The sequence below is a fragment of the Leclercia sp. TB492 genome, assembly GCF_049974505.2.
In the GTDB taxonomy this organism is placed as follows: domain Bacteria; phylum Pseudomonadota; class Gammaproteobacteria; order Enterobacterales; family Enterobacteriaceae; genus Enterobacter; species Enterobacter adecarboxylatus_C.
In genome coordinates, this window is the sequence record NZ_CM127572.1 from 4,096,940 (window position 1) to 4,118,812 (window position 21,873).

Annotated in this window: 22 protein-coding genes, 1 other RNA gene and 1 pseudogene; 9 read left to right on the forward strand and 15 right to left on the reverse strand. The window is 56.9% G+C overall.

Annotated elements, in window-relative coordinates; translation table 11 throughout:
* Positions 1 to 12 precede the first annotated feature (12 nt).
* Positions 13 to 909: a LysR family transcriptional regulator gene (locus tag ACP4QI_RS19365; RefSeq protein WP_106994774.1), complete on the reverse strand. Its 897-nt coding sequence runs from the start codon at positions 907 to 909 to the stop codon at positions 13 to 15.
* Positions 910 to 1,014: 105 nt separating this feature from the next.
* On the opposite strand from ACP4QI_RS19365, the gene ACP4QI_RS19370 reads away from it, so the two are divergent.
* Positions 1,015 to 1,716: a pirin family protein gene (locus tag ACP4QI_RS19370; protein WP_426495755.1), complete on the forward strand. Its 702-nt coding sequence runs from the start codon at positions 1,015 to 1,017 to the stop codon at positions 1,714 to 1,716.
* A gap of 38 nt (positions 1,717 to 1,754) precedes the next feature.
* On the opposite strand, the gene ACP4QI_RS19375 is transcribed toward ACP4QI_RS19370, so the two are convergent.
* The 8 genes from ACP4QI_RS19375 to ACP4QI_RS19410 all read right to left on the reverse strand — a co-directional run bounded on the left by ACP4QI_RS19375 (position 1,755) and on the right by ACP4QI_RS19410 (position 9,922).
* Positions 1,755 to 3,059: an L-cysteine desulfidase family protein gene (locus ACP4QI_RS19375; protein ID WP_426495754.1), complete on the reverse strand. Its 1,305-nt coding sequence runs from the start codon at positions 3,057 to 3,059 to the stop codon at positions 1,755 to 1,757.
* A gap of 21 nt (positions 3,060 to 3,080) precedes the next feature.
* The gene (locus tag ACP4QI_RS19380) at positions 3,081 to 4,412 is read right to left on the reverse strand and encodes an amino acid permease (RefSeq protein WP_156264703.1); all 1,332 of its coding nucleotides are present in this window, start codon (positions 4,410 to 4,412) and stop codon (positions 3,081 to 3,083) included.
* A gap of 284 nt (positions 4,413 to 4,696) precedes the next feature.
* Positions 4,697 to 5,107, reverse strand: a complete 411-nt coding sequence (locus tag ACP4QI_RS19385) for a Spy/CpxP family protein refolding chaperone (protein WP_426495753.1) — start codon at positions 5,105 to 5,107, stop codon at positions 4,697 to 4,699.
* 156 nt (positions 5,108 to 5,263) lie between these two features.
* An RNA gene (gene rnpB, locus ACP4QI_RS19390) (RNase P RNA component class A) lies at positions 5,264 to 5,641 on the reverse strand.
* Between the two features lie 32 nt (positions 5,642 to 5,673).
* Positions 5,674 to 6,819, reverse strand: coding sequence for a glycerate 2-kinase (garK, locus tag ACP4QI_RS19395; protein WP_426495752.1), 1,146 nt, complete (start codon positions 6,817 to 6,819; stop codon positions 5,674 to 5,676).
* A 60-nt stretch (positions 6,820 to 6,879) separates the two neighbouring features.
* Entirely contained in the window at positions 6,880 to 7,770 is an 891-nt protein-coding gene (garR, locus tag ACP4QI_RS19400; RefSeq protein ID WP_142487213.1) for a 2-hydroxy-3-oxopropionate reductase, read from the reverse strand.
* A 31-nt stretch (positions 7,771 to 7,801) separates the two neighbouring features.
* On the reverse strand, positions 7,802 to 8,572 hold the full coding sequence (garL, locus tag ACP4QI_RS19405) for a 2-dehydro-3-deoxyglucarate aldolase (protein ID WP_156264705.1): 771 nt from the start codon (positions 8,570 to 8,572) through the stop codon (positions 7,802 to 7,804).
* A 15-nt stretch (positions 8,573 to 8,587) separates the two neighbouring features.
* On the reverse strand, positions 8,588 to 9,922 hold the full coding sequence (locus tag ACP4QI_RS19410; protein WP_231313613.1) for an MFS transporter: 1,335 nt from the start codon (positions 9,920 to 9,922) through the stop codon (positions 8,588 to 8,590).
* Between the two features lie 415 nt (positions 9,923 to 10,337).
* On the opposite strand from ACP4QI_RS19410, the gene garD reads away from it, so the two are divergent.
* Positions 10,338 to 11,909 (forward strand): galactarate dehydratase, encoded by a 1,572-nt coding sequence (gene garD, locus ACP4QI_RS19415; protein ID WP_426495751.1) that lies wholly within the window; start codon positions 10,338 to 10,340, stop codon positions 11,907 to 11,909.
* 87 nt (positions 11,910 to 11,996) lie between these two features.
* Here garD and ACP4QI_RS19420 read toward each other — a convergent pair whose 3' ends face one another.
* Entirely contained in the window at positions 11,997 to 12,977 is a 981-nt protein-coding gene (locus ACP4QI_RS19420) for a Fic family protein (RefSeq protein WP_156264707.1), read from the reverse strand.
* A 4-nt stretch (positions 12,978 to 12,981) separates the two neighbouring features.
* Positions 12,982 to 13,845, reverse strand: coding sequence for a 16S rRNA (cytidine(1402)-2'-O)-methyltransferase (gene rsmI, locus ACP4QI_RS19425; RefSeq protein ID WP_156264708.1), 864 nt, complete (start codon positions 13,843 to 13,845; stop codon positions 12,982 to 12,984).
* 62 nt (positions 13,846 to 13,907) lie between these two features.
* Between rsmI and ACP4QI_RS19430 the strand changes: the two genes are divergently transcribed.
* The 4 genes from ACP4QI_RS19430 to dolP are packed head-to-tail and all read left to right on the forward strand — an operon-like array spanning position 13,908 to position 17,548.
* Positions 13,908 to 15,998: a penicillin-binding protein activator gene (locus tag ACP4QI_RS19430; RefSeq protein ID WP_426495750.1), complete on the forward strand. Its 2,091-nt coding sequence runs from the start codon at positions 13,908 to 13,910 to the stop codon at positions 15,996 to 15,998.
* On the forward strand, positions 15,956 to 16,351 hold the full coding sequence (locus ACP4QI_RS19435) for a YraN family protein (protein ID WP_307763015.1): 396 nt from the start codon (positions 15,956 to 15,958) through the stop codon (positions 16,349 to 16,351). The genes ACP4QI_RS19430 and ACP4QI_RS19435 overlap by 43 nt, the downstream gene beginning before the upstream one ends.
* Before the next feature lie 21 nt (positions 16,352 to 16,372).
* The gene (gene diaA, locus ACP4QI_RS19440; protein WP_032614385.1) at positions 16,373 to 16,963 is read left to right on the forward strand and encodes a DnaA initiator-associating protein DiaA; all 591 of its coding nucleotides are present in this window, start codon (positions 16,373 to 16,375) and stop codon (positions 16,961 to 16,963) included.
* Positions 16,964 to 16,972: 9 nt separating this feature from the next.
* Positions 16,973 to 17,548 carry a division/outer membrane stress-associated lipid-binding lipoprotein gene (gene dolP / locus ACP4QI_RS19445; RefSeq protein WP_156264710.1) on the forward strand — a complete coding sequence of 192 codons (576 nt, stop codon included), beginning with the start codon at positions 16,973 to 16,975 and terminating at the stop codon, positions 17,546 to 17,548.
* Between the two features lie 34 nt (positions 17,549 to 17,582).
* Here dolP and ACP4QI_RS19450 read toward each other — a convergent pair whose 3' ends face one another.
* Positions 17,583 to 18,227 (reverse strand): NAD(P)H-binding protein, encoded by a 645-nt coding sequence (locus ACP4QI_RS19450; RefSeq protein ID WP_156264711.1) that lies wholly within the window; start codon positions 18,225 to 18,227, stop codon positions 17,583 to 17,585.
* Between the two features lie 126 nt (positions 18,228 to 18,353).
* Here ACP4QI_RS19450 and ACP4QI_RS19455 point away from each other — a divergent pair, with 126 nt between their 5' ends.
* Positions 18,354 to 18,872, forward strand: coding sequence for a type 1 glutamine amidotransferase domain-containing protein (locus ACP4QI_RS19455; RefSeq protein WP_142487222.1), 519 nt, complete (start codon positions 18,354 to 18,356; stop codon positions 18,870 to 18,872).
* On the opposite strand, the gene ACP4QI_RS19460 is transcribed toward ACP4QI_RS19455, so the two are convergent.
* Positions 18,858 to 19,286 carry a YhbP family protein gene (locus ACP4QI_RS19460; protein ID WP_142487223.1) on the reverse strand — a complete coding sequence of 143 codons (429 nt, stop codon included), beginning with the start codon at positions 19,284 to 19,286 and terminating at the stop codon, positions 18,858 to 18,860. The genes ACP4QI_RS19455 and ACP4QI_RS19460 overlap by 15 nt on opposite strands.
* Positions 19,287 to 19,300: 14 nt before the next feature.
* Here ACP4QI_RS19460 and ACP4QI_RS19465 point away from each other — a divergent pair.
* Positions 19,301 to 19,641, forward strand: a pseudogene (locus tag ACP4QI_RS19465) (GIY-YIG nuclease family protein).
* Here ACP4QI_RS19465 and ACP4QI_RS19470 read toward each other — a convergent pair.
* Positions 19,628 to 20,131 carry a GNAT family N-acetyltransferase gene (locus ACP4QI_RS19470; RefSeq protein WP_142487225.1) on the reverse strand — a complete coding sequence of 168 codons (504 nt, stop codon included), beginning with the start codon at positions 20,129 to 20,131 and terminating at the stop codon, positions 19,628 to 19,630. The pseudogene ACP4QI_RS19465 and the gene ACP4QI_RS19470 sit on opposite strands and share 14 nt — an antisense overlap.
* Positions 20,125 to 20,649, reverse strand: a complete 525-nt coding sequence (gene ubiT, locus ACP4QI_RS19475) for a ubiquinone anaerobic biosynthesis accessory factor UbiT (protein WP_142487226.1) — start codon at positions 20,647 to 20,649, stop codon at positions 20,125 to 20,127. Before ubiT ends, ACP4QI_RS19470 begins: the two co-directional genes overlap by 7 nt.
* A gap of 221 nt (positions 20,650 to 20,870) precedes the next feature.
* On the opposite strand from ubiT, the gene ubiU reads away from it, so the two are divergent.
* The gene (gene ubiU, locus ACP4QI_RS19480; protein ID WP_142487227.1) at positions 20,871 to 21,866 is read left to right on the forward strand and encodes a ubiquinone anaerobic biosynthesis protein UbiU; all 996 of its coding nucleotides are present in this window, start codon (positions 20,871 to 20,873) and stop codon (positions 21,864 to 21,866) included.
* Positions 21,867 to 21,873 lie beyond the last annotated feature (7 nt).

Consider the following 21,873-nt stretch of genomic DNA (forward strand, 5'->3'; position numbering starts at 1 on the left):
CGGGCCTTCAGATTACTTCTGGGTAAACAGCTTCTGGATCTCGCGCAGACACCAGGATTTGGCTTCGCCCATGCTGTCACGTCGCCACGCCATTATGATATCCACTTCACTGGTGTACTCCGGGCTGACAACCCGCAGCCGTCCTTCGGCAATATCTTTTTCCACAAAGGGATACGGCATAGTGGCCACGCCCAGCCCGGCCAGCAGCGCCTGACGCTTGTCTTCCAGGGTACTGACGGTGAGACGCGGCTGTTTATCGAGCAGCTGGACAGTTAATACCGGGCGCTCGCGGGCGGTATCCGCCACCGCCACGCCGCGGTACTTCACGCGGGTCACTTCGGAGAGCGGCTCCGGCTCCTGGTGGATCGGATGATCTGGTGCTGCGACGTAGACGTTCAACACTTTATAGAGCTTGCGGGAGTTGATTTCGGACGAAGAGCGGAAGTGCATGTCCGGGGCGATGACGATATCGGCCCGTCCCTGCTCCAGACGCTCCCACGCCCCGGCGAGTACCTCGGTGATAATCGACAGCTGGGTATTGGCTTTATCCGCCAGGCGATCCACCAGCGGGTAGAGCGCAGTGGTGGGCACCAGGGCCTCGGTGACCAGCGTCAGGTGCGTTTCCCAGCCGCGGGCCAGGGCTTCAGCGTCGGTGGTCAGTTTATCCGCCGCTTCCAGCAGTACGCGACCGCGCTCCAGCAGCATTCGCCCGACGTTGGTGAATTTTGTTCGGTGACCGGAGCGGTCAAACAGCACCACATCCAGCTCTTCTTCCAGCTTCTGCATGGTATAGCTCAGGGCAGATGGCACGCGCCCCAGTTCATCCGCTGCTGCGGCGAAGCTACCGCGTCGATCGATCGCGTCCATCACCCGCAGTGCTTCAAGGGTCAATGCTCTCTCTTTAGCCATGGCGTTCTCATTCAGTAAATTTGAACATACCGGGCAGAATATCTGGCTAACAATGCAGCGTCCATACCTTTACCATTGTTTTAGTGTAAAGAGAGGTCAAGTTTTATGATTACGACAAGAACAGCCAAACAGTGCGGACAAGCCGATTTCGGTTGGCTGCAGGCCCGCTACACCTTTTCCTTTGGACACTACTTTGACCCGAAGCTGCTGGGCTATGCCTCTTTGCGCGTACTGAATCAGGAGGTACTCGCACCCGGGGCCTCGTTCCAGCCGCGTACCTATCCAAAAGTGGATATCCTGAACCTGATTCTTGAAGGCGAAGCAGAGTATCGCGACAGCGAGGGCAACCATGTCCAGGCGAAAGCCGGTGAAGCATTGCTGATAGCCACTCAGCCAGGCATTAGCTATAGCGAGCACAACCTCAGCAAAGATAAGACGCTGACGCGGATGCAGCTGTGGCTGGATGCCTGCCCGGAGCGTGAAAACCCGCCGCTCCAGAAGATCGATCTGCTGGAAGGGAAGCAGCAGCTGCTGGCCTCGCCCGACGGCAGCGCAGGCAGCCTGCAGTTACGCCAGCAGGTGTGGGTGCATCATATCGAGCTGAATAAAGGTGAGCGCCTGAGCTTCCAGCTGCATGGCCCGCGCGCCTATCTGCAGTCCATTCATGGCATGGTGCATGCGTTAACGCCAGCCGAAGAGCGGGAAGCGCTGACCTGCGGGGATGGGGCATTTATCCGCGACGAGGCGAATATCACCCTGGTGGCCGATACGCCCCTGCGGGCGCTGCTGATTGATTTGCCGGTCTAAGACGGCCCCTCGCTCCGCAAGGAGAGAGGGGCATCATTTCAGGACACCTTTTGCGCCATTATTTCGATAATCTGCCGGTCGGTCGCCTGCATTGAGCGGCATGCCAGTGAGCAGAGATTGGCGATAGACTGTTCGACATCATGCGCCACAATCCCTTCGTTGCCGGTAACAGCAGAGTCATCGAGCGCCATCATCACCGACTTCCAGGCGCAGCTTACGCTGGTCGAGACCTTCATCGCACAACTGTTAGACGCACCATCACAGATCATCCCGCTGACATCACCAATCATACTGCTTATCGCCATCGCGATAGCGTTATAACGGCCATCCAGTAGCCATGCCATACCTGCCGCTGCCCCCATGGCTGCCGTGGTTGCCGCACACAGAGCCGACAGACGAGGAAGCTGATAGTGGATGTAAATCGCCGACAGGTGCGAAAGCATCAGCGCCCGCGCCAGTTTTTCGTCATCAGCCTGAACATGCTCAGCGACCACCACTACCGGCATGGTGGCAGTAATCCCCTGATTACCCGATCCGGAATTGCTCATGGCGGGCAGCGTCGCACCGCCCATGCGGGCATCCGACGCGGCACTGGTGCGGATCACAATTTCCGAGCCAAGATCCCGGGCAAAAAAACCGGTCGCCTGCTGTTTATGCAAGGTCGCACCGATATGTAGCCCCCATTTGCCGGATAATCCTTCCCGGGATAACGCATCATTCAGACGCGCCGCCTGCAGAATAAAACGGATCGCCGGGAACGGCACATGCTCAATAAAATCAAGGATCTGCGACAGCGTGGCGCGCGAAAGCATCGCCAGCGGATCGTCGGTACACCCCTGCGGTTGCTCATCGAGCCTGAAACAGGTTTTACCCTGACAATCAATCTGCACAACCCGGGTATGACCACCTGCAATGGTGACGCTTGCCGATTTATCTCCGGCATAAACACGTGCACGGGAATAGAGGATCTCGTCACAGGGATCCTGCAACTTCACCTGCACCTTTCCAGCCTTAAGTAACGCTTTCGCTCGGGTGACGGCCTCTGCGGAGGCATCTTTTAACACCTCCAGCCCGCCCTGGGCATTGCCACCGATAGCCCCCAGCGCAGCAGCAATTGGTAGCCCCACCATTCCGGTGCCTGGCACCGTCACACCCAGTCCATTTTTCATTAAATTCGGTGAAACCCACGCTTCTATTTGTGTAATTTCACCACTCAACTGCTTAGCCGCTATAGCACAGGCCAGCGCCAGCGAAACAGGCTCCGTACATCCCAGCGCAGGTTTTACCTCTTCCTGCACCGCATGAATAAACAGGTTCCACAAAGGATTCATTTGCTCAGACATCGTTACGACCTTCATTGCGCCTCACGAAAATGCGAGGAAAGGAGAAACACAAAGCAGCAGCCCGGTAATGATAATGATCACCAGCGACACGCCTTTGTATTTGTGCAGCGCAGGGACCTTGTAGACCAGCCACGCCGGAATTAAGCAGCCCACCATGCCGAAAATGGGGCTGCAGATAGAGGTGAAGCTCAGCACCGGCGCGTTTAATACGATGGCGCTCCAGGCAAGCAGAATGGCGAAGAGCATAATGCCGCGCTGTACGGTACGTTCATTGATTTTTTCCGCTGGCAATTTGCGACGCAGGATGTTCATGACGATGCCCTGAGTGGCTTCACGAAAGCCGAGATAGACACCAAAGAATGCCGTCATGACTGCGAAGATATTCAGCACCACGCTGACGATTTTGACCCAACCCGCGCCGTCACCGCTGATAAACTGCGCGGCAATCGCCAGGGCAGAGATATTTTGCTCATAGGCCTTAACCGCTTCGTCATGCCCCATCGCAAGGGTAAAAGAAACCGCGTAGAAAAAGACGGTCACAAACAGAATGCCAAACGCGATATTCATCGCCCGCAGGGCTTTATGCCGCGCCACTTCAATCGATTTCGAACGTGAGCGGTAGGAGATCACCATCGGGCTGAGCGTCTGAATAAACAGAATGGAGGTTAAGGTAAAGGGCAGTGTAATAATGGCGTTTTTAATCAACAGCCCCACCGGCGGTAACGTCCCGACGTTATACAGATGCCACATGCCGATCATCGATAATCCTAACGCAGCCACCACCAGCAATTTGGTAAGCACCATCAGGCTGGAAACTTTAAACAAGAGCTTTTCGCCGCGCGAGGAGATTGCCACCAGAATACAGATCAGAAATAAACCATAGAGCGGGTTCTCTGACAGCAGGCCGTCGGTCACGCCGAAGGTATGCAGATAGGATGCGCTGTCATTGGTGATCGCCGTGGAGTAAACGAACATCCAGATAACCAGCATCACGAAATAGAGCGCCCCTAATAAGATGCCCCAGTTTTTGCCTAAATAGCCGCTAATCACGCTCGGGTAGTCTTTGCACTCCGGTGATTCCGCCAGGGTGTTAATAAATAACCGCTGAAACAGGTACATGGCCGGATAACCGATAATCGAGGACAGCAGAAAAACCCACAGTCCCATCAGGCCAACCTGCACCGGGAGAAAAACAATGCCCGCGCCAATGGCCATCCCGATACTCATGATGACCCAACCGGTATCGGTACTGTCGAATTTAATCGCTTCCTGCCATTCACTTTCACTCATTCCTGCCCGTCTTGCCGCCGGGGAGTCGTTCACAATCACGCTGCTGTTTGTCGCCGTATCCATTAGGCTCTCGCTTATTTTGTAGGGTAGACAGTTATTTTTATGGGTATCTGCTCATCAGCGATAATGATTCAGAGAGGTGCAGGTGTTTGTTATTTGAATGGAAAAATCATACCGGGAGAGGAAGAGAAAAAAGTCACAACATTAATGTGGATTTTGCCGATTCAGAGAAAAAAATACTCTTTATAAAATGAGAAGAGAGGCTATTTTCTCATTGTGATGCACTTCAAGAAATAAAAAACCCGCGACAGGCGCGGGTTGATGCTCTCTTGTCAGAGGCGAGTCGCTTATTGGGTCATCGCCTGAGCGATTTGCGAGCGGACCTCGGCGCGCTGTTCAGGGGTCAACACCTGGCTCACATCGAAGTAATATTTTACGCGGTAGTAACGCGCCTGCTCTTCAATACGGCTGAACGCCGCCAGCTGATCTTTGACCGCTTTTTCATCCCACTTGCCTGACTGGATGACGTTAATCAGAGTGCCATTTTTCACGTTGTCGGTTGAGATCTTAGCGACGTTATCTTCCAGCTGCTGGTGCAGAGCCTTGATTTTCGTGGTCTGCTCACTGCTGAGTTTCAGCTGCTGTACGATCGGATCCTGCGTCGGCGCGGGCGCGGTGGCGTCCTCTGCCGCCTGCGCCACACCCATAACACCCGTCAGGGCTGCCGTCATCAGCGCGATACGGAAAATCTTTTTCATCTCACGATCCTTAATTATCTGTCAGGGAAGAACCCCCGAAGTATTTTTCAATTACGGATGTCGATCAGTGATGAAGTATATAAACAATTTTGTATGTAAGAACCGGCAGAGAATGCAGAAAGCAAAAACCCGCCGAAGCGGGTTTTTGTTTGAAAATGGTGAAGCTGACCGATAAGCCGGGTTCTGTCGTTGAACAGTCATTCATCTAGGCCAGCAATCGCTCACTGGCTCAAGCAGCCTACCCGGGTTCAGTACGGGCCGTACCATGTGAACCCCTATTTGGCCTTGCTCCGGGTGGAGTTTACCGTGCCACGGACTGTTACCAGCCGCGCGGTGCGCTCTTACCGCACCCTTTCACCCTTACCTGATCCCACTTGCGTGGGCCATCGGCGGTTTGCTCTCTGTTGCACTGGTCGTGGGTTTCCCCCCCAGGCGTTACCTGGCACCCTGCCCTATGGAGCCCGGACTTTCCTCCCCTCCGCCCGTCTCCCCCGAAAGGGACGACGACGAAGCGGCGACTGTCTGGTCAGCTTCGGCGCGCAGTATAGAGGGTTTGCGCCCCGCTGTCACCCTTCGGTGAGCATCCCGACCCGCAGGGTGGCGGCAATATTGCGCGAAGCGCGATAAATATTGTCAAACGCGCCGCGGAATGCCTCTTCGAGAGTGCTGATGCTGGTCAGGACGCTGAACACCGCGTCGATACCGTACTGGTGCACAATGCCGACATCGCTGGTCAGGCTGCCGGCAATACCGATCACCGGCTTATGATACTTGCTGGCGACGCGCGCCACGCCTACCGGCACTTTGCCGTGAATGCTTTGACTGTCCAGTCGACCTTCACCCGTCACCACCCAGGTGCAGTCATGAATATGCTCTTCGAGATTCAACGCCTGGGTGACAATTTCGATACCGCTTTTCAGCTCCGCGCCGAGGAATGCCATCAGCGCGGCCCCCATGCCACCTGCCGCACCCGCGCCAGGGACATTTTTGACGTCAATACGCAGCGAAGCATGGATGACATCGGCGAAATGGGCGAGGTTGTTGTCGAGTTCGATGATGTTGGCTTCTGTGGCCCCTTTCTGCGGGCCGAAGATGCGGGATGCGCCCTGCTCGCCGATCAGCGGATTGCTCACATCACAGGCCACCCGGATCGCGCAGGTTTTCAGGCGCGGATCGAGCGTCGAAATATCAATATTGTTCAGCGCCATCAGGCTGCCGCCGCCGTGGCCGATATCGGTGCCGTTGGCGTCAGTCAGTTTTGCACCCAGCGCCTGCACCATTCCGGCGCCGCCGTCGTTGGTGGCACTGCCGCCAATCCCGATAATAATATTGCGCGCACCTTTATCGAGTGCGGCGAGGATCAGCTCGCCCGTGCCGCGGGAGGTGGTAATCAACGGGTTGCGCTGGGCCGGAGGAACCAGAGCCAGTCCGCTTGCCGCTGCCATCTCAATAAACGCCGTCACGCCATCGCCGGAGATCCCCCAGCAGGCGTTAACGCTTTCGCCCAGTGGTCCCGTCACAACCGCGTGCTGCATCGTGCCGTTGGTGGCGGCAATCATCGCTTCAACCGTTCCTTCCCCGCCATCCGCCACGGGAACCGAAACATACTCTGCATCGGGAAAGATCTCCCGAAAGCCTTTTTCTATCGCCCGCGCTACCTCGGTGGCAGACAGGCTTTCTTTGTAAGAGTCAGGGGCGATTACGATTTTCATAGTTATAGCCTGTTACCGCTTAAGGCAAAAATAGCGGGCGCGTTCCCGCGCCCGTCTTTGTTAGCGAGAGACTTCCACTTTCGCCAGTTTTTCGTAATAGCAGGCAATGGCGCTGTGGTCAGCAGTCCCCAGCCCGTCGGCACGCAGGGCCTGCATCATCTCCATCACCGCCGCGGTCAGCGGCAGCTGGGCACCCACGCCGTGGGAGGTGTCCAGGGCGTTGGCCAGATCCTTGATGTGCAGATCGATACGGAAGCCAGGCTTGAAGTTACGATCCATCACCATCGGTGCTTTAGCATCCAGCACGGTGCTGCCCGCCAGGCCGCCGCGGATCGCCTGATACACCAGATCCGGGTTAACGCCCGCTTTGGTCGCCAGGGTCAGGGCTTCGGACATCGCCGCGATGTTCAGGGCCACAATCACCTGGTTTGCCAGCTTGGTGACGTTACCTGCGCCAATCTCACCGGTGTGCACCACGGAGCCGGCCATCGCTTTCAGCAGATCGTAATATTTGTCGAAAATCGCCTTGTCGCCGCCCACCATTACAGAGAGGGTGCCGTCGATGGCTTTTGGCTCGCCGCCGCTCACCGGCGCATCCAGCATGTCGATGCCTTTCGCTTTCAGCGCTTCGCTGATTTCACGGCTGGCCAGCGGTGCAATGGAGCTCATGTCGATCAGCACGGTGCCCGGTTTGGCCCCTTCAATAATGCCGCCTTCGCCCAGCGCCACCTCTTTCACGTGTGGGGAGTTTGGCAGCATGGTGATGATCACATCGCACTGCTCCGCAATCGCCTTTGCCGTGGTAGCGGTCTCTGCGCCTGCGGCAATCACTTCGGCAATGGCTTCCGGGTTACGGTCAGCAACCACCAGTGAGTAACCTGCTTTGATGAGGTTTTTACTCATTGGTTTACCCATGATGCCCAGGCCAATAAAACCAACTTTCAGTGTCATAATTGCGTCTCTCTTTATTCAGTGGTGGTGATTATTTCTTGAAGGAATCCGCTAACTTCTGAGTCGCGGAGCGGAACACGCCAAGGTCGCTGCCAACGGCAACAAAAGTCGCGCCCCATTCCAGGTAACGGCGCGCATCGGCCTCGACCGGCGCCAGGATGCCGCACGGCTTACCGTGCGCTTTGGCGCGGGCAAAGATATGCTGAATGGCGCGCTGGACTTCCGGGTGATTCGCATTCCCCAGATGACCAAAGGCGGCCGCCAGGTCGCTTGGGCCGACGAAGATGCCGTCGACGCCGTCAGTGGCGGCGATCGCATCGACGTTGTCCACGCCCTGCTGGCTCTCAATCTGCACCAGGATGGTGATGTTTTTGTTCGACTGGACGAAGTAGTCCGGCACGGTGCCAAACATATTGGCGCGATGGGAGACCGACACGCCGCGAATGCCTTCTGGCGGATAACGGGTGGACGCCACCGCCTGCACAGCCTCTTCGACGTTTTCCACAAACGGGATCAGGAAGTTGTAGAAGCCAATATCCAGCAGGCGTTTGATGATCACCGGCTCATTGGTCGGGACACGTACCACCGGCGCACTGTGGCTGCCTTTCAGCGCCATCAGCTGCGGGATAAAGGTGGTGACGTCGTTCGGAGCATGTTCACCGTCGAGTACGAGCCAGTCAAAACCTGCCAGCCCCAGCACTTCGGTGCTGATTGGGCTTGCCAGCGCCGACCAGCAGCCGATCTGAATCTGATGTGCCGCGAGGGCCGCTTTAAATTTGTTCGGGAAAATATCGTTACTCATCGCTTATACCTTTGCTTATTTCTGCAATTCCATACGTTTGATGTCACCCACTACGAACAGGTAGCAGAACATCGCCATCAGCGCGGAACAGCCTACGAATACCAGTGCCGCGTTGAACGAATGCAGTTCACTGACCAGATAGCCAATCACCAGCGGAGTGACAATTGACGCTACGTTGCCAAAGACGTTAAACACACCACCACACAGCCCAACAATCTCTTTTGGTGCGGTATCGGAAATCACCGGCCAGCCCAGGGCACCAAACCCTTTACCGAAGAAGGCCAGCGCCATCAGGGCTACCACCAGCGCGGTGTTATTGGTGTAGTTGCACAGAATGATTGAGGAGGCCAGCAGCATGCCCAGCACAATCGGCAGCTTACGCGCCAGGGTAATCGACTTGCCTTTCTTAATCAGGTGATCCGAGAACACCCCGCCCAGCACGCCACCGGCAAAACCGCACAGCGCCGGAATGGAAGCCACCAGACCCACCTTCAGAATCGACATCCCCTTCTCCTGCACCAGGTAAATCGGGAACCAGGTGAGGAAAAACCAGGTGATGGTGTTGATAAAGTATTGCCCGAAAAACACGCCCAGCATCATGCGGTTGGACAATAACTGTTTGATGTAATGCAGCTTCGGACCGCTGGCCGCTTTGTCGCCCGGCTTTTTATGATCCATGTCGACCACCGCGCCGCCGTCCTTAATGAACTTCAGCTCTTCCGCGGTCATGCGTGGGTGGTCGGTTGGGTTGTGGATAAACTTCACCCACATCCCGGTCAGGACAAAACCAATCACCCCCATCACGGTAAAGACATGTTCCCAGCCCCAGGCGAAGGTCAGCCAGCCGAGCAGAGGGGAGAACAGCGCCAGCGAGAAATATTGTGCAGAGTTAAAGATGGCAGAGGCCGTACCGCGCTCTTTGGTCGGGAACCAGGCCGCCACGATACGGGCGTTGGCCGGGAAGGACGGCGCCTCGGAGAAGCCGAGCATAAAGCGCATAAAGAACATCGAGATGCCCGCCCATGCCAGCGGGAAGAAATCGACAAAGCCCTGCATAAAGGTGAACAGCGACCAGAAGAACAGGCTGTACGTATAAACCTTTTTCGAACCGAACTTATCCAGCAGCCAGCCGCCGGGGATCTGCATCAGCAAGTAGGCCCAGCCGAAGGCGGAGAAGATGTAGCCCATCGACACGGCGCTCAACTGGAGCTCTTTGGCGACTTCCGTACCGGCAATAGAGAGCGTGGCGCGGTCGGCGTAATTGACCGCGGTTACAATAAATATAATGAGCAATATTAAATAGCGGGTTGGGGCAACCTTTTTTGTTTCAACGGTAGTATCCAGCAACATTTTTATTTCCTCTGGCACATCAGCGAAATTATTTTTATTATTTTAAGAAAGAGGCATTCCTGATTATTTCAGTAATGGCAGGCAAATACGGATAATTAATCCGATACCATGAAATCGTTAATGAGTATAATCAACCACCCCAGGACGCGCATTGTGTAACCGCTCAATTATACAAGGTCTTGTGAATATTATTTTGAGCATATGCACAACACCCTGGGCGCTGATGCACAGATTTCGCTATTGCCCCCCTTATGCACAGACTAAGGTCAAAAATGAGTGATCGCGATCACGTTTTTAATTCCCTGCGCCTGACATTCTTTATTCCACTGAGCAGAGTCTTTATTTCCGATAACAAGAAAATACACGTACTCTTTTACGAATTAATTATCCCCCACTCGCTGGAGAATACTGGACAATGGCCGACATCGAAATTCGACAAACGTCGCCGGGCGCGTTTTATATTAAGGTGCACGACACCGATAACGTGGCGATTATTGTTAACGATCAGGGGTTAAAAGCCGGAACGCGTTTCCCTGACGGGCTTGAACTGATCGAGCATATTCCGCAGGGCCATAAAGTGGCGCTGGTCGATATCCCGGCGCAGGGCGAAATCGTGCGCTATGGCGAAGTCATTGGCTATGCCGTGCGGGCGATCCCGCAGGGCAGCTGGATTGACGAGTCGCTGGTAGCCCTGCCGGAAGCACCGCCGCTGAACACCCTGCCGCTGGCGACCCGCGTGCCGGAGCCAATGCCAGCCCTGGAAGGCTACACCTTCGAAGGCTATCGCAATGCAGACGGCAGCGTCGGCACCAAAAACCTGCTCGGCATCAGCACCAGCGTGCACTGCGTGGCGGGGGTTGTCGATTTTGTAGTGAAGATCATCGAGCGCGACCTGCTGCCAAAATACCCGAACGTTGACGGCGTGGTCGGTCTGAACCACCTGTACGGCTGCGGCGTGGCGATCAACGCCCCGGCGGCCATTGTGCCGATCCGCACCATCCACAATATTGCCCTCAACCCGAACTTCGGCGGCGAAGTGATGGTGGTGGGCCTTGGCTGCGAAAAACTCGTGCCTGAAAAACTGCTGCAGGGCACCGAGGATACCCAGGCTATCCCGGTGGATAGCGCCAGCATTGTGCGTTTGCAGGACGATCAGCACGTCGGTTTCCGTTCGATGGTCGATGATATTCTGCAGGTTGCAGAGCGCCATCTGGCAAAACTGAATCAGCGCAAGCGTGAAACCTGCCCGGCCTCTGAGCTGGTGGTGGGGATGCAGTGCGGCGGCAGCGACGCCTTCTCCGGCGTAACCGCTAACCCGGCCGTGGGCTATGCCTCGGATCTGCTGGTGCGCTGCGGCGCAACGGTAATGTTCTCGGAAGTCACCGAAGTGCGCGATGCGATCCACCTGCTCACCCCACGCGCCATTAACGAAGAGGTAGGCAAACGCCTGCTGGAAGAGATGGCCTGGTACGATAACTATCTCGATATGGGCAAAACCGACCGCAGCGCTAACCCCTCCCCGGGCAACAAGAAAGGCGGCCTGGCGAACGTGGTGGAAAAAGCCCTGGGCTCTATCGCCAAATCGGGCCAGAGCGCCATTGTCGAGGTGCTCTCCCCGGGCCAGCGCCCAACCAAACGCGGCCTGATCTATGCCGCCACGCCGGCCAGCGATTTCGTCTGCGGCACCCAACAGGTGGCCTCCGGGATCACCGTTCAGGTGTTCACTACCGGGCGCGGCACCCCGTACGGCCTGATGGCGGTTCCGGTCATTAAAATGGCGACCCGTACCGAACTGGCTAACCGTTGGTTTGATCTGATGGATATCAACGCGGGCACCATCGCCACCGGCGAAGAGAGCATTGAGGACGTGGGCTGGAAGCTGTTCCACTTCATTCTCGACGTGGCCAGCGGCCGCAAGAAAACCTTCTCCGATCAGTGGGGATTACACAATCAGCTGGCGGTCTTTAACCCGGCACCTGTGACCTGAGTTTGCAGTAAACCTCTTTTAGCATGGCTCCGGCCATGCTTTTTTTTGCCTTTGGTTCTGATTATCGTCAGGCGGGACACGGGCAGGCTATCTTAAGACCTGCCAGTATCCTCCTTTTCTGGCACCGACTCGTTGTACCTTACCCTTGCTTTGTAACGCACTGAGATAGCGTTCTACCGTACGGGAGGTCACTCCAAGCATTGAGGCCAGGGTGGAAGCGGTCATCTTTGGTTGGGCAATCAGAAGTTGCAGGATGGTATCCTCTTTTTCCGACATTTGTTCCGACATTCTTTCCGACATTGTATGTGGCGACGAGATGCTTTCACGCAGCGCATCGGCAAGATTCCGTAGCATGAATTCCACAAAAGCCGTGCAGTCGCTGGCTTTGTCACACTGCCCAAGGATGGCGTAGTACCGCTCTTGCTGAAAGTGGATCAGCGTTTCTACGGGCAGCCAGGCCAGTTCGGCACGCCACTGACTGAGAATAAGAGTCTGCCAGAGGCGCCCCATACGGCCATTGCCGTCGGCAAATGGATGGATAAATTCAAATTCATAGTGGAATACGGAGCTGGCAATCAGCGGGTGCAGGTCTGTTATACTCAGCCAGCCAAGCAGCTCATCCACCAGACGAGGGACCTGAGACGCAGGAGGCGCCATATGCACCAGTTGGTTACCACGGTAGATCCCGACATCCCCCCGACGCAGTTGCCCGGGGTCATCTATAAGTCCCTTCATCAACAACCGATGAGCACTTAACAAATCTTTCAGACGACTGGCTTGCCAGATATTCAGATGCTCATAGGCCTGGATGGCGTTCCTGACTTCCTGAATATCTTTTGCCGGGGCCAATACCCGCTTTCCATCCATAATTGCTGTAACCTGCCCGGTAGTCAGCGAATTATGTTCAATGGCTAACGACGCCTGGATGGTACGAATACGGTTCTCTTTGCGCAGCAGAGGTGAAGCTCGCCCCGTATACGCAGCCCAATGCCCCAGCAATTCTCCCGTCTCAACCACCAGATTTAGGATTGCAGAGGTAATCGTAAAAGGGGGTTGATAACGGCTCACCAGGTTACTCCCCCTGCTGCTCCAGGGCATACTTATACAGCGCGTTCTTTTTCACGCCGTGGATCTCCGCCGCCAGCGCCGCCGCTTTCTTCAGCGGCAGCTCGGCCTGCAACAGCACAAGCGTGCGCAGCGCGTCGGCAGGCAGCGCGTCTTCTGTCGCTTTGTGCCCTTCGACAATCAGCACCATTTCGCCCTTGCGGCGGTTTTCGTCCTCTTTCACCCAGGCCAACAGCTCGCCCACCGGCAGGCCGTGGATGGTCTCCCAGGTTTTAGTCAGCTCACGCGCCAGCACTACGTAACGGGCTTCGCCCCAGACCGCCACCATGTCCTCCAGACTCTCCAGCAGACGGTGGGTGGATTCGTAGAAGATCAGGGTGCGGGGTTCGGCTTCCAGCGCCTTCAGCACGTCGCGACGGCCTTTGGATTTGGCAGGCAGGAAACCTTCATAGCAGAAACGATCCGACGGCAGGCCCGCGGCGCTCAGGGCAGCAATGGCCGCGCACGGACCCGGCAGCGGCACGACGCGAATACCGGCTTCGCGGCAGGTGCGGACCAGGTGATACCCCGGGTCGTTGATCAGCGGCGTACCGGCATCGGATACCAGGGCGATGTTCTGCCCCTCTTTCAGTTTCGCCACCAGCGTTTCGGCTTTTTGTTGCTCGTTATGATCATGCAGGGCAAACAGGCGGGCGTTAATCGCGAAATGTTGCAGAAGCAGGCCGGTGTGCCGGGTATCTTCAGCAGCAATAAGATCAACGCTTTGCAACACGGTGAGCGCACGTTGGGTAATATCAGATAAATTCCCGATAGGAGTAGGTACAATATAAAGCTGACCCTGAGAATTATCTGCCGTTTCGTGTTGTTTCATTGTTTCATCCGTATTGCCGATTTAATATTGAGCATTGCGTAAAAAATATCACTGGATACAGTATGGTACCCTTAACGTTTCTTCATAATAAAGTCACGCGCAGCCTTCCGCTGGTGCTGGCAGCCCTGATCTTTGCTGGCTGCGGTACCCAGGCGCCCGATCAAAGTGCTGCCCATATGGAGGGTACAGCGCAGGCTGACTCCGGCTTCTATCTGCACCAGATGGAGCAGAGCTCAGATGATACCCGGATCAACTGGCAATTACTCGCCATTCGTGCACTGCTGAAAGAGGGTAAAACCCAGCATGCCGCCGATCTGTTTAATCAGTTGCCGCAGGATTTGAGCGACACCCAGCGCCGCGAGCAGTCGCTGCTGGCCGCTGAACTGAAAATTGCGCAGAACGACGTTGCCGGAGCGAAGAAGATCCTCGGGAATATCGACCTCAGCACGCTCGATAAAAACCAGCAGGCACGTTTCTGGCAGGCCGGTATTGCCGCGGAACAGGGGCGCCCTTCCCTGACGCTGCTGCGGGCGCTGATTGCCCAGGAGCCGCTGCTCGCCGCCGCCGAAAAACAGAAAAATATCGATGCCACCTGGCAGGCGCTCTCCGCCATGAATCCCGATCAGGCCAATGCGCTGGTGATCAATGCCGACGAAAATATCCTGCAGGGCTGGCTGGATCTGCAGCGCGTCTGGTTCGATAACCGCAACGATCCCAATATGTTGAAAGCCGGGATCAAAGACTGGCAGACCCGCTACCCGAACAACCCGGGGGCGACCATGCTGCCAACGCAGCTGGTCAATGTGCAGAACTTCAAGCCTGCCTCCACCAGCAAAATCGCGCTACTGCTGCCGCTGGATGGCCAGGCCGCCGTCTTTGGCCGCACTATCCAGCAAGGTTTTGACGCAGCGAGAAATGGCACGGCGGCCGTCACCGGTAGCGCCGTCCCTGCCCAGGTTGCCCAGGCTGCCAACGCCGGCGATGTGGTGAGCCCGTCCAGTGCCGAAACCAACGATCTGACCACGGCCCAACCTGTCATCGCCCAGGAAGGTACGATGCAGGAGCCGGTCCAGGCCCCTGAAACCACCCAGCCCGTCACCGCGCCGGATAACACCGTGCAGGATCCGCAGCAGGCTCCTGTCGCCGCGCAGTCACCTCAGGCCACGGCACTCGCCAACCCGGCCGCCGAGGTGAAAGTGTATGACACCAGTACCCAGCCGCTCGACCAGGTGCTGAACCAGGTCCAGCAGGATGGCGCCAGCATCGTGGTAGGCCCGCTGCTGAAAAACAACGTCGAAGAGCTGATGAAGAGCAATACCTCGTTGAACGTGCTGGCGCTGAACCAGCCGGAGCAGGTACAGAATCTCCCTAACGTCTGCTACTTCGCCCTGTCGCCAGAAGACGAAGCCCGCGATGCCGCGCGCCATATCCACGAGCAAGGTAAGCAGGCTCCTCTGCTGTTGATCCCGCGCAGCCAGCTGGGCGATCGCGTCGCCACCGCCTTTGCCGAGGAGTGGCAGCAGCTGGGCGGCGGCATTGTTCTGCAGCAGAAGTTTGGCTCAAGCTCTGAACTGCGTGCAGGCGTTAACGGCGGGGCAGGTATTGCTCTGACCGGTAGCCCGGTCACCTCCAGCCTGCCGCAGCAGCAGGGCGTGACGATTGGTGGCCTGACCATCCCGGCACCGCCAACGGACGCGCAGATTAGCGGCGGCGGCAATGTCGATGCGGCTTACATCGTTGCCACCCCGGAAGAGATCGCCTTTATCAAACCGATGATCGCCATGCGTAACGGCAGCCAGGCTGGCGTGTCGCTGTATGCCAGCTCGCGCAGCGCGCAGGGCACCGCCGGCCCGGACTTCCGTCTTGAGATGGAGGGCCTGCAGTACAGCGAAATTCCAATGCTGGCAGGCGCCAACCCGGCGCTAATGCAGCAGGCGCTGAGCAGCGTACGTAACGACTACTCGCTGGCGCGTCTGTATGCCATGGGCGTGGACGCATGGGCGCTGGCGAACCATTTCACCCAGATGCGCCAGGTGCCAGGCTTCACCCTTAACGGCAATACCGGCGATCTCACCGCCACTCAGGACTGCGTGATTAACAGGAAGTTATCATGGCTCAAATACCAGCAGGGACAGATCGTTCCGGCGAGTTAACCCGCAAACAGACCGGCGACGCGCGCGAGCTTCAGGCGCGTCGCTGGCTTGAGCGCAAAGGACTGCGCTTTATCGCCGCGAACGTTCGCGTTCGCGGCGGTGAAATTGACCTTATCATGCAGGACGGCCCGACCATCGTGTTCATTGAGGTGCGCTACCGCCAGTCATCCCGCTATGGCGGTGCCGCTGCCAGCGTGACCCGGGCCAAGCAACAAAAATTATTACTCACCGCCCAGTTGTGGCTTGTCCGGCATAATGGCAGCTTTGATACTGTGGATTGCCGGTTCGATGTGGTAGCCTTCACCGGAAACGCCATCGAATGGTTCAAAAACGCCTTCGGCGCAGACGCGTAAATCAGATCGTTAAGGGATATCGTGCTCGAAAGAATTAAGGTGTGCTTCACCGAAAGCATTCAGACTCAGATCGCAGCGGCAGAAGCGCTGCCGGACGCCATCTCCCGTGCGGCGATGACGCTGGTACAATCCCTGCTCAACGGCAACAAAATCCTCTGTTGTGGCAACGGCACCTCGGCCGCCAACGCACAGCATTTTGCTGCCAGTATGATCAATCGTTTTGAGACAGAGCGCCCCAGTTTACCTGCCATTGCACTTAATACCGATAACGTGGTCTTAACGGCGATTGCTAACGATCGTCTCCATGATGAGATCTATGCCAAACAGGTGCGTGCGTTAGGGCATGCCGGTGATGTGTTGCTGGCGATCTCTACGCGCGGCAACAGCCGCGACATCGTCAAGGCCGTTGAAGCCGCCGTCACGCGCGATATGACCATCGTCGCCCTGACCGGTTACGATGGCGGCGAGCTGGCGGGGCTGTTAGGTCCTCATGATGTTGAGATCCGTATTCCTTCCCACCGCAGCGCGCGCATTCAGGAGATGCACATGCTGACGGTGAACTGTTTATGCGATCTGATCGATAACACGCTTTTCCCTCACCAGGATGATTAAGGAGTATACATGAAGGCATTTTCGCCCCTCGCAGTCCTTATTTCTGCGCTGCTGCTTCAGGGATGTGTGGCTGCAGCGGTAGTGGGTACTGCCGCAGTAGGCACTAAAGCCGCGACTGACCCGCGTTCCGTGGGCACACAGGTGGATGACAGCACCCTGGAACTGCGCGTGAACAGCGCCTTGTCCAAAGACCAGCAGATCAAGAAAGAAGCGCGCATCAACGTCACGGCTTACCAGGGCAAAGTGCTGCTGGCAGGCCAGGCACCGAATACCGAACTTGCTGCCCGCGCGAAGCAGATCGCCATGGGCGTAGAGGGCACAACCGAGGTGTTTAACGAGGTGCGTCAGGGCCAGCCGATTGGCCTGGGCGATGCATCCAACGATACCTGGATCACCACCAAAGTGCGCTCCCAGCTGTTGGGCAGCGATCAGGTGAAATCGTCTAACGTGAAAGTGACCACCGAGAACGGCGAAGTGTTCCTGCTCGGCCTGGTAACCGATCGTGAAGGGAAAGCGGCGGCGGATATCGCCAGCCGGGTGAGCGGCGTCAAGCACGTTACCACCGCCTTTACCTACCTGAAGTAGTTCTCTCCTGCCCTCTGCCATCGGCAGAGGGCCATTACCCCTCGCCCTGCGCCATCTCCCTGAGCTTCGCTGACGAAATAATATTGACGCCAGCCGGTGACGCCCCCAGCGCCTCCTGCAGCATCACCTGCGCCACATCCCGTGCGTCTATTGACTTCAGATTGCCGGGCAACAGGCTAAACAGCGGTGCAAACAGCGATTCGCTGAAGCGATGCTTCTCCCGCTCCCCCAGCAGCATCGACGGACGCACGATGGTCAGCCGCTCCCACTTCTGGGCGATCAGGGCCTCTTCCATCTTGCCTTTCACCTTGTTGTAGAAGAACGGCGAGTGCGCGTTAGCGCCCATCGCGCTGACCACCAGCAGATGCTTCGCTCCGAGCCGTTTGCCGGTCAGGGCCGTATCCACCACCAGGGTGTAGTCGGCATGGATAAAGGCCTCTTTGCTGCCCGCCTCACGCCGTGTGGTGCCCAGACAGCAAAAGACGGTGTCCACCGGATCCTGAACCTGGGCCAGCGCATCGGTCAGCTGCGGATCGTGCGGATTAAACACCCCTTCAATATCGCCCAGCGGGCGACGCGTCGGGGCGGCGATATAGTTGATCTTCCGCTCCTGAATAAGCATCCGCAGCAGGTGCCCGCCCACCAGGCCGGTCGCACCGGTAATTAAAACCTGACTCATGACTCCTCCTTTGCAGATTAGTCCGTATGCGATTTCACATCCCTCAACCACACTTAGTAGTCTCATCGCTAAGTATCTACCACAAGCGAAGAAAAAGCTGTCTGAAGCCAAAACAACGGAGGAAACATGAGCAAGAAAATTGCAGTCTTGATCACCGACGAGTTTGAAGATTCAGAGTTCACCTCGCCTGCCGAGGCGTTTCGCAAAGCGGGGCATGAGGTGATCACAATCGAAAAACAGGCGGGGAAAACGGTGAAAGGCCACAAAGGCGAAGCCAGCGTTCCTATTGATAAGGCCATCGACGAGGTACGGCCCGCAGACTTTGATGCTCTGCTGCTGCCCGGCGGCCACTCCCCGGACTCGCTGCGCAGCGACTCGCGCTTCGTGACCTTTACCCGTGATTTTGTCGCTTCCGGCAAACCGGTATTTGCCATCTGCCACGGCCCGCAGCTGTTGATCAGCGCCGAAGTGGTGCGCGGCCGCAAACTGACGGGCGTAAAATCGATTGCCATCGATCTCAAAAACGCCGGGGCGGATTTTCACGATCAGGAGGTGGTGGTCGATAAGGATCAGCTGGTCACCAGCCGGACGCCGGAAGATCTTATCGCCTTTAATCGTGAGGCGCTGCGCTTACTCGGCGCGTAGCCAGTGATGTTTTTTACCAAAGCCTAAGGTGTTGTCAGTGAACTTGAGTTCATCCAGGCGGATCTCCCATACCGGAGCTGGCATGGCCGCGGCAACCGGAAAGCGACGAAGATAGTGCTTACGCATCGCGTCGCTTTCCTCCCCCTCCAGACGACGGATCTCCCCTTTAAACTGCACCCCGCGGATCAACGCCACGGTTTTCGGCTGCCCGTTGACGGTGCCCGCTACTTTGGCCTGCTTGCCGCTCATCTGCGCATGGCGGGTTTTATCTTCGCTTAAAACGTAAAAGGCCACGCGCTGGGGGTCGTAATAGTAAAAGGCATTTGCGCACCACAGCTCATCCTCGTGGTGAACACACCAGGTGACGACATGCTGCTTCGCCAGCCAGCGGTTGATGGCGGCCAGAGTTTCCATTTCGCTTCTCTCTCGTGCTAAGGTGCGTTCACCTTAACATACTGAATCTTTCGCCGTGTGCTGGTTTCTCTATCTTGTTCGAACCGCTGATAATGCGCTCTATACGGGCATTACTACCGATGTCCCGCGTCGCTTCCTGCAACATCAAACCGGAAAAGGGGCGAAGGCGTTACGCGGCAAAGGGGAGCTGACGCTGGCATTTTCCGCCGTCGTGGGGGATCGCTCGCTGGCGCTGAGACTGGAGTACCGGATCAAACAGCTGACGAAGCGCCAGAAAGAGCGCCTCGTCAGCGGAGATGGAACGTTTGAGGCGCTACGCGAGAGCCTGCAAACGCCGCTAATTAAAAGCGATTAAAGTGGTCGTGGTATTCGACCAGGCCGCTGACGCCGTTAAGCGCATCATCAGCCAGACCGTGCAGCTGGAAGGCCGACTCTGTGCCCGGCCAGCGGCAGCGCAGATCGTAATGAGCGGCTTTCTCGAAGCCTAAACGGCTGTAGAACGCCGGATCGCCCAGCGTTACCACGGCGGCATAGCCAAACTCATTGAGCGAATCCAGCCCTTCATAGACCAGCTGACGCGCCAGGCCTTGTCCGCGGTAGTTTTCATCCACCGCCAGCGGCGCCATGCCAACCCACTGCAGCTCTTCACCCTGCACGGTGACCGGGCTAAAGGCGACGTAGCCCACCACCTGCCCCTCATCGTCGGTAGCCACCAGGCCCAGGGTAATCAGGCCATCTTCACGAAGGTCCTGAACCAGCTGCGCCTCTCCGTCCCCTTCGAAGGTCCGGCGTAATAAGGCATCGATACCCGGCGCATCGATCCCAATCTCTACTCGAATCAACATGGCTCACCTACAGAAGTGTGTTTACTCTCCGGCGGAGTTTTCAAACCCGCCTCGACAAAATCGGCCAGTTGCAGCAGCGCCACGCGCAGTGGCTTTGGCATCTGCTCCAGCTCGATGGCATCCATCAGGTTTTTGACATACAGACCTAACTCGGTATCGCCTTCAATCACCAGACGGCGCTGGAAAAAGAGCGTGTCGGGATCCTGTTTACGCGCCGCGATCATCAGCAGATCGCTGGCGTCGGCGCTGAAGCTGACATCCGCCTCTGCGGATTCGCGTACCACCAGCTGTTCGTTTTCAACGGAGGTGTACCAGCGCAGGCCGATATCCCGCACCTCGATACTTAACCAGCGCCCTTCCAGAAACGCCAGCTCGCCTTCCGCCAGCGCCTGACGGAATTGCCAGCTTAGCACCTGCTCCAGCACCTGGCGCTTTAGCGCAAAGGGCGCCAGTTTCACCGGCACGCTCAGCAGCGACGGGCCAAATTGTACGAGACGTGAACGCAGTTTATCCAGCACGAGCAATACTCCCTGATATCTATAGTCCTGATATTTTGCCATATCCAGTCGTGGGTATAGCGGCGTAAATCAACAAAGTGGCGTCCGGCGTAATCCATTATTGGTGCCATCAATACGCCATTAGCTGCCTTAAATCAAAAATTGTCGCCTGATGGTTAATTAAAATCGCTGTTCGATAACAATTTTGCATCCCCATGGGGCTGCGAACGTCAGGATAAATTATGGAGCTGCTCTGCCCTGCTGGAAATCTACCGGCGCTTAAGGCGGCCATCGAAAACGGCGCCGATGCGGTTTATATCGGGCTGAAGGACGATACCAATGCCCGTCACTTCGCTGGTCTCAATTTTACCGAGAAAAAGCTGCAGGAAGCGGTGAGCTTCGTGCACCAGCACCGCCGCAAGCTGCATATCGCTATTAATACCTTTGCTCACCCCGACGGCTATCAACGCTGGCAGCGCGCGGTGGATATGGCGGCACAGCTGGGTGCCGACGCGCTGATCCTTGCCGACCTCGCCATGCTGGAGTATGCCGCCGAACGCTATCCCCATATTGAGCGCCATGTCTCGGTTCAGGCATCGGCCACCAACGAAGAGGCCATTCGCTTTTACCATCGTCACTTTGACGTGGCGCGCGTGGTGCTGCCGCGAGTGCTTTCTATTCATCAGGTTAAGCAACTGGCGCGCGTCACGCCAGTGCCGCTGGAAGTTTTTGCCTTTGGCAGCCTGTGCATTATGGCCGAAGGACGCTGTTACCTCTCCTCCTACTTAACCGGGGAATCTCCCAATACCGTGGGCGCCTGCTCTCCGGCTCGCTTTGTGCGCTGGCAGCAAACGCCGCAGGGGCTGGAATCACGGCTGAACGAGGTGCTGATCGACCGCTATCAGGACGATGAGAACGCCGGCTATCCGACGCTTTGTAAAGGCCGCTATCTGGTGGATGGCGAACGCTATCATGCCCTAGAAGAGCCTACCAGCCTTAACACCCTGGAGCTGCTGCCGGAGCTGCTGGCCGCCAATATCGCGTCGGTGAAAATCGAAGGTCGCCAGCGCAGCCCGGCATACGTCAGTCAGGTAGCAAAAGTGTGGCGCCAGGCGATCGATCGCTGCATGGCGGATCCGAAGCAATATGCACCGCAGCCCGCATGGATGGAGACCCTGGGCGCGATGTCCGAAGGTACCCAGACCACGCTGGGCGCGTATCACCGTAAATGGCAGTGAGATAACG

Coding starts and splice junctions, on each gene's coding strand:
- ACP4QI_RS19455 (WP_142487222.1), top strand. CDS start 18,354: ATGAGCAAGAAAATTGCAGTCTTGATCACCGACGAGTTTGAAGATTCA.
- ACP4QI_RS19410 (WP_231313613.1), bottom strand. CDS start 9,922: ATGTTGCTGGATACTACCGTTGAAACAAAAAAGGTTGCCCCAACCCGC.
- rsmI (WP_156264708.1), bottom strand. CDS start 13,845: ATGAAACAACACGAAACGGCAGATAATTCTCAGGGTCAGCTTTATATT.
- ACP4QI_RS19375 (WP_426495754.1), bottom strand. CDS start 3,059: ATGTCTGAGCAAATGAATCCTTTGTGGAACCTGTTTATTCATGCGGTG.
- ACP4QI_RS19460 (WP_142487223.1), bottom strand. CDS start 19,286: ATGGAAACTCTGGCCGCCATCAACCGCTGGCTGGCGAAGCAGCATGTC.
- ACP4QI_RS19365 (WP_106994774.1), bottom strand. CDS start 909: ATGGCTAAAGAGAGAGCATTGACCCTTGAAGCACTGCGGGTGATGGAC.
- ACP4QI_RS19370 (WP_426495755.1), top strand. CDS start 1,015: ATGATTACGACAAGAACAGCCAAACAGTGCGGACAAGCCGATTTCGGT.
- garL (WP_156264705.1), bottom strand. CDS start 8,572: ATGAGTAACGATATTTTCCCGAACAAATTTAAAGCGGCCCTCGCGGCA.
- ACP4QI_RS19470 (WP_142487225.1), bottom strand. CDS start 20,131: ATGTTGATTCGAGTAGAGATTGGGATCGATGCGCCGGGTATCGATGCC.
- ACP4QI_RS19450 (WP_156264711.1), bottom strand. CDS start 18,227: ATGAGTCAGGTTTTAATTACCGGTGCGACCGGCCTGGTGGGCGGGCAC.
- garD (WP_426495751.1), top strand. CDS start 10,338: ATGGCCGACATCGAAATTCGACAAACGTCGCCGGGCGCGTTTTATATT.
- dolP (WP_156264710.1), top strand. CDS start 16,973: ATGAAGGCATTTTCGCCCCTCGCAGTCCTTATTTCTGCGCTGCTGCTT.
- ACP4QI_RS19430 (WP_426495750.1), top strand. CDS start 13,908: ATGGTACCCTTAACGTTTCTTCATAATAAAGTCACGCGCAGCCTTCCG.
- garK (WP_426495752.1), bottom strand. CDS start 6,819: ATGAAAATCGTAATCGCCCCTGACTCTTACAAAGAAAGCCTGTCTGCC.
- ACP4QI_RS19435 (WP_307763015.1), top strand. CDS start 15,956: ATGGCTCAAATACCAGCAGGGACAGATCGTTCCGGCGAGTTAACCCGC.
- ubiU (WP_142487227.1), top strand. CDS start 20,871: ATGGAGCTGCTCTGCCCTGCTGGAAATCTACCGGCGCTTAAGGCGGCC.
- ACP4QI_RS19380 (WP_156264703.1), bottom strand. CDS start 4,412: ATGGATACGGCGACAAACAGCAGCGTGATTGTGAACGACTCCCCGGCG.
- garR (WP_142487213.1), bottom strand. CDS start 7,770: ATGACACTGAAAGTTGGTTTTATTGGCCTGGGCATCATGGGTAAACCA.
- ACP4QI_RS19385 (WP_426495753.1), bottom strand. CDS start 5,107: ATGAAAAAGATTTTCCGTATCGCGCTGATGACGGCAGCCCTGACGGGT.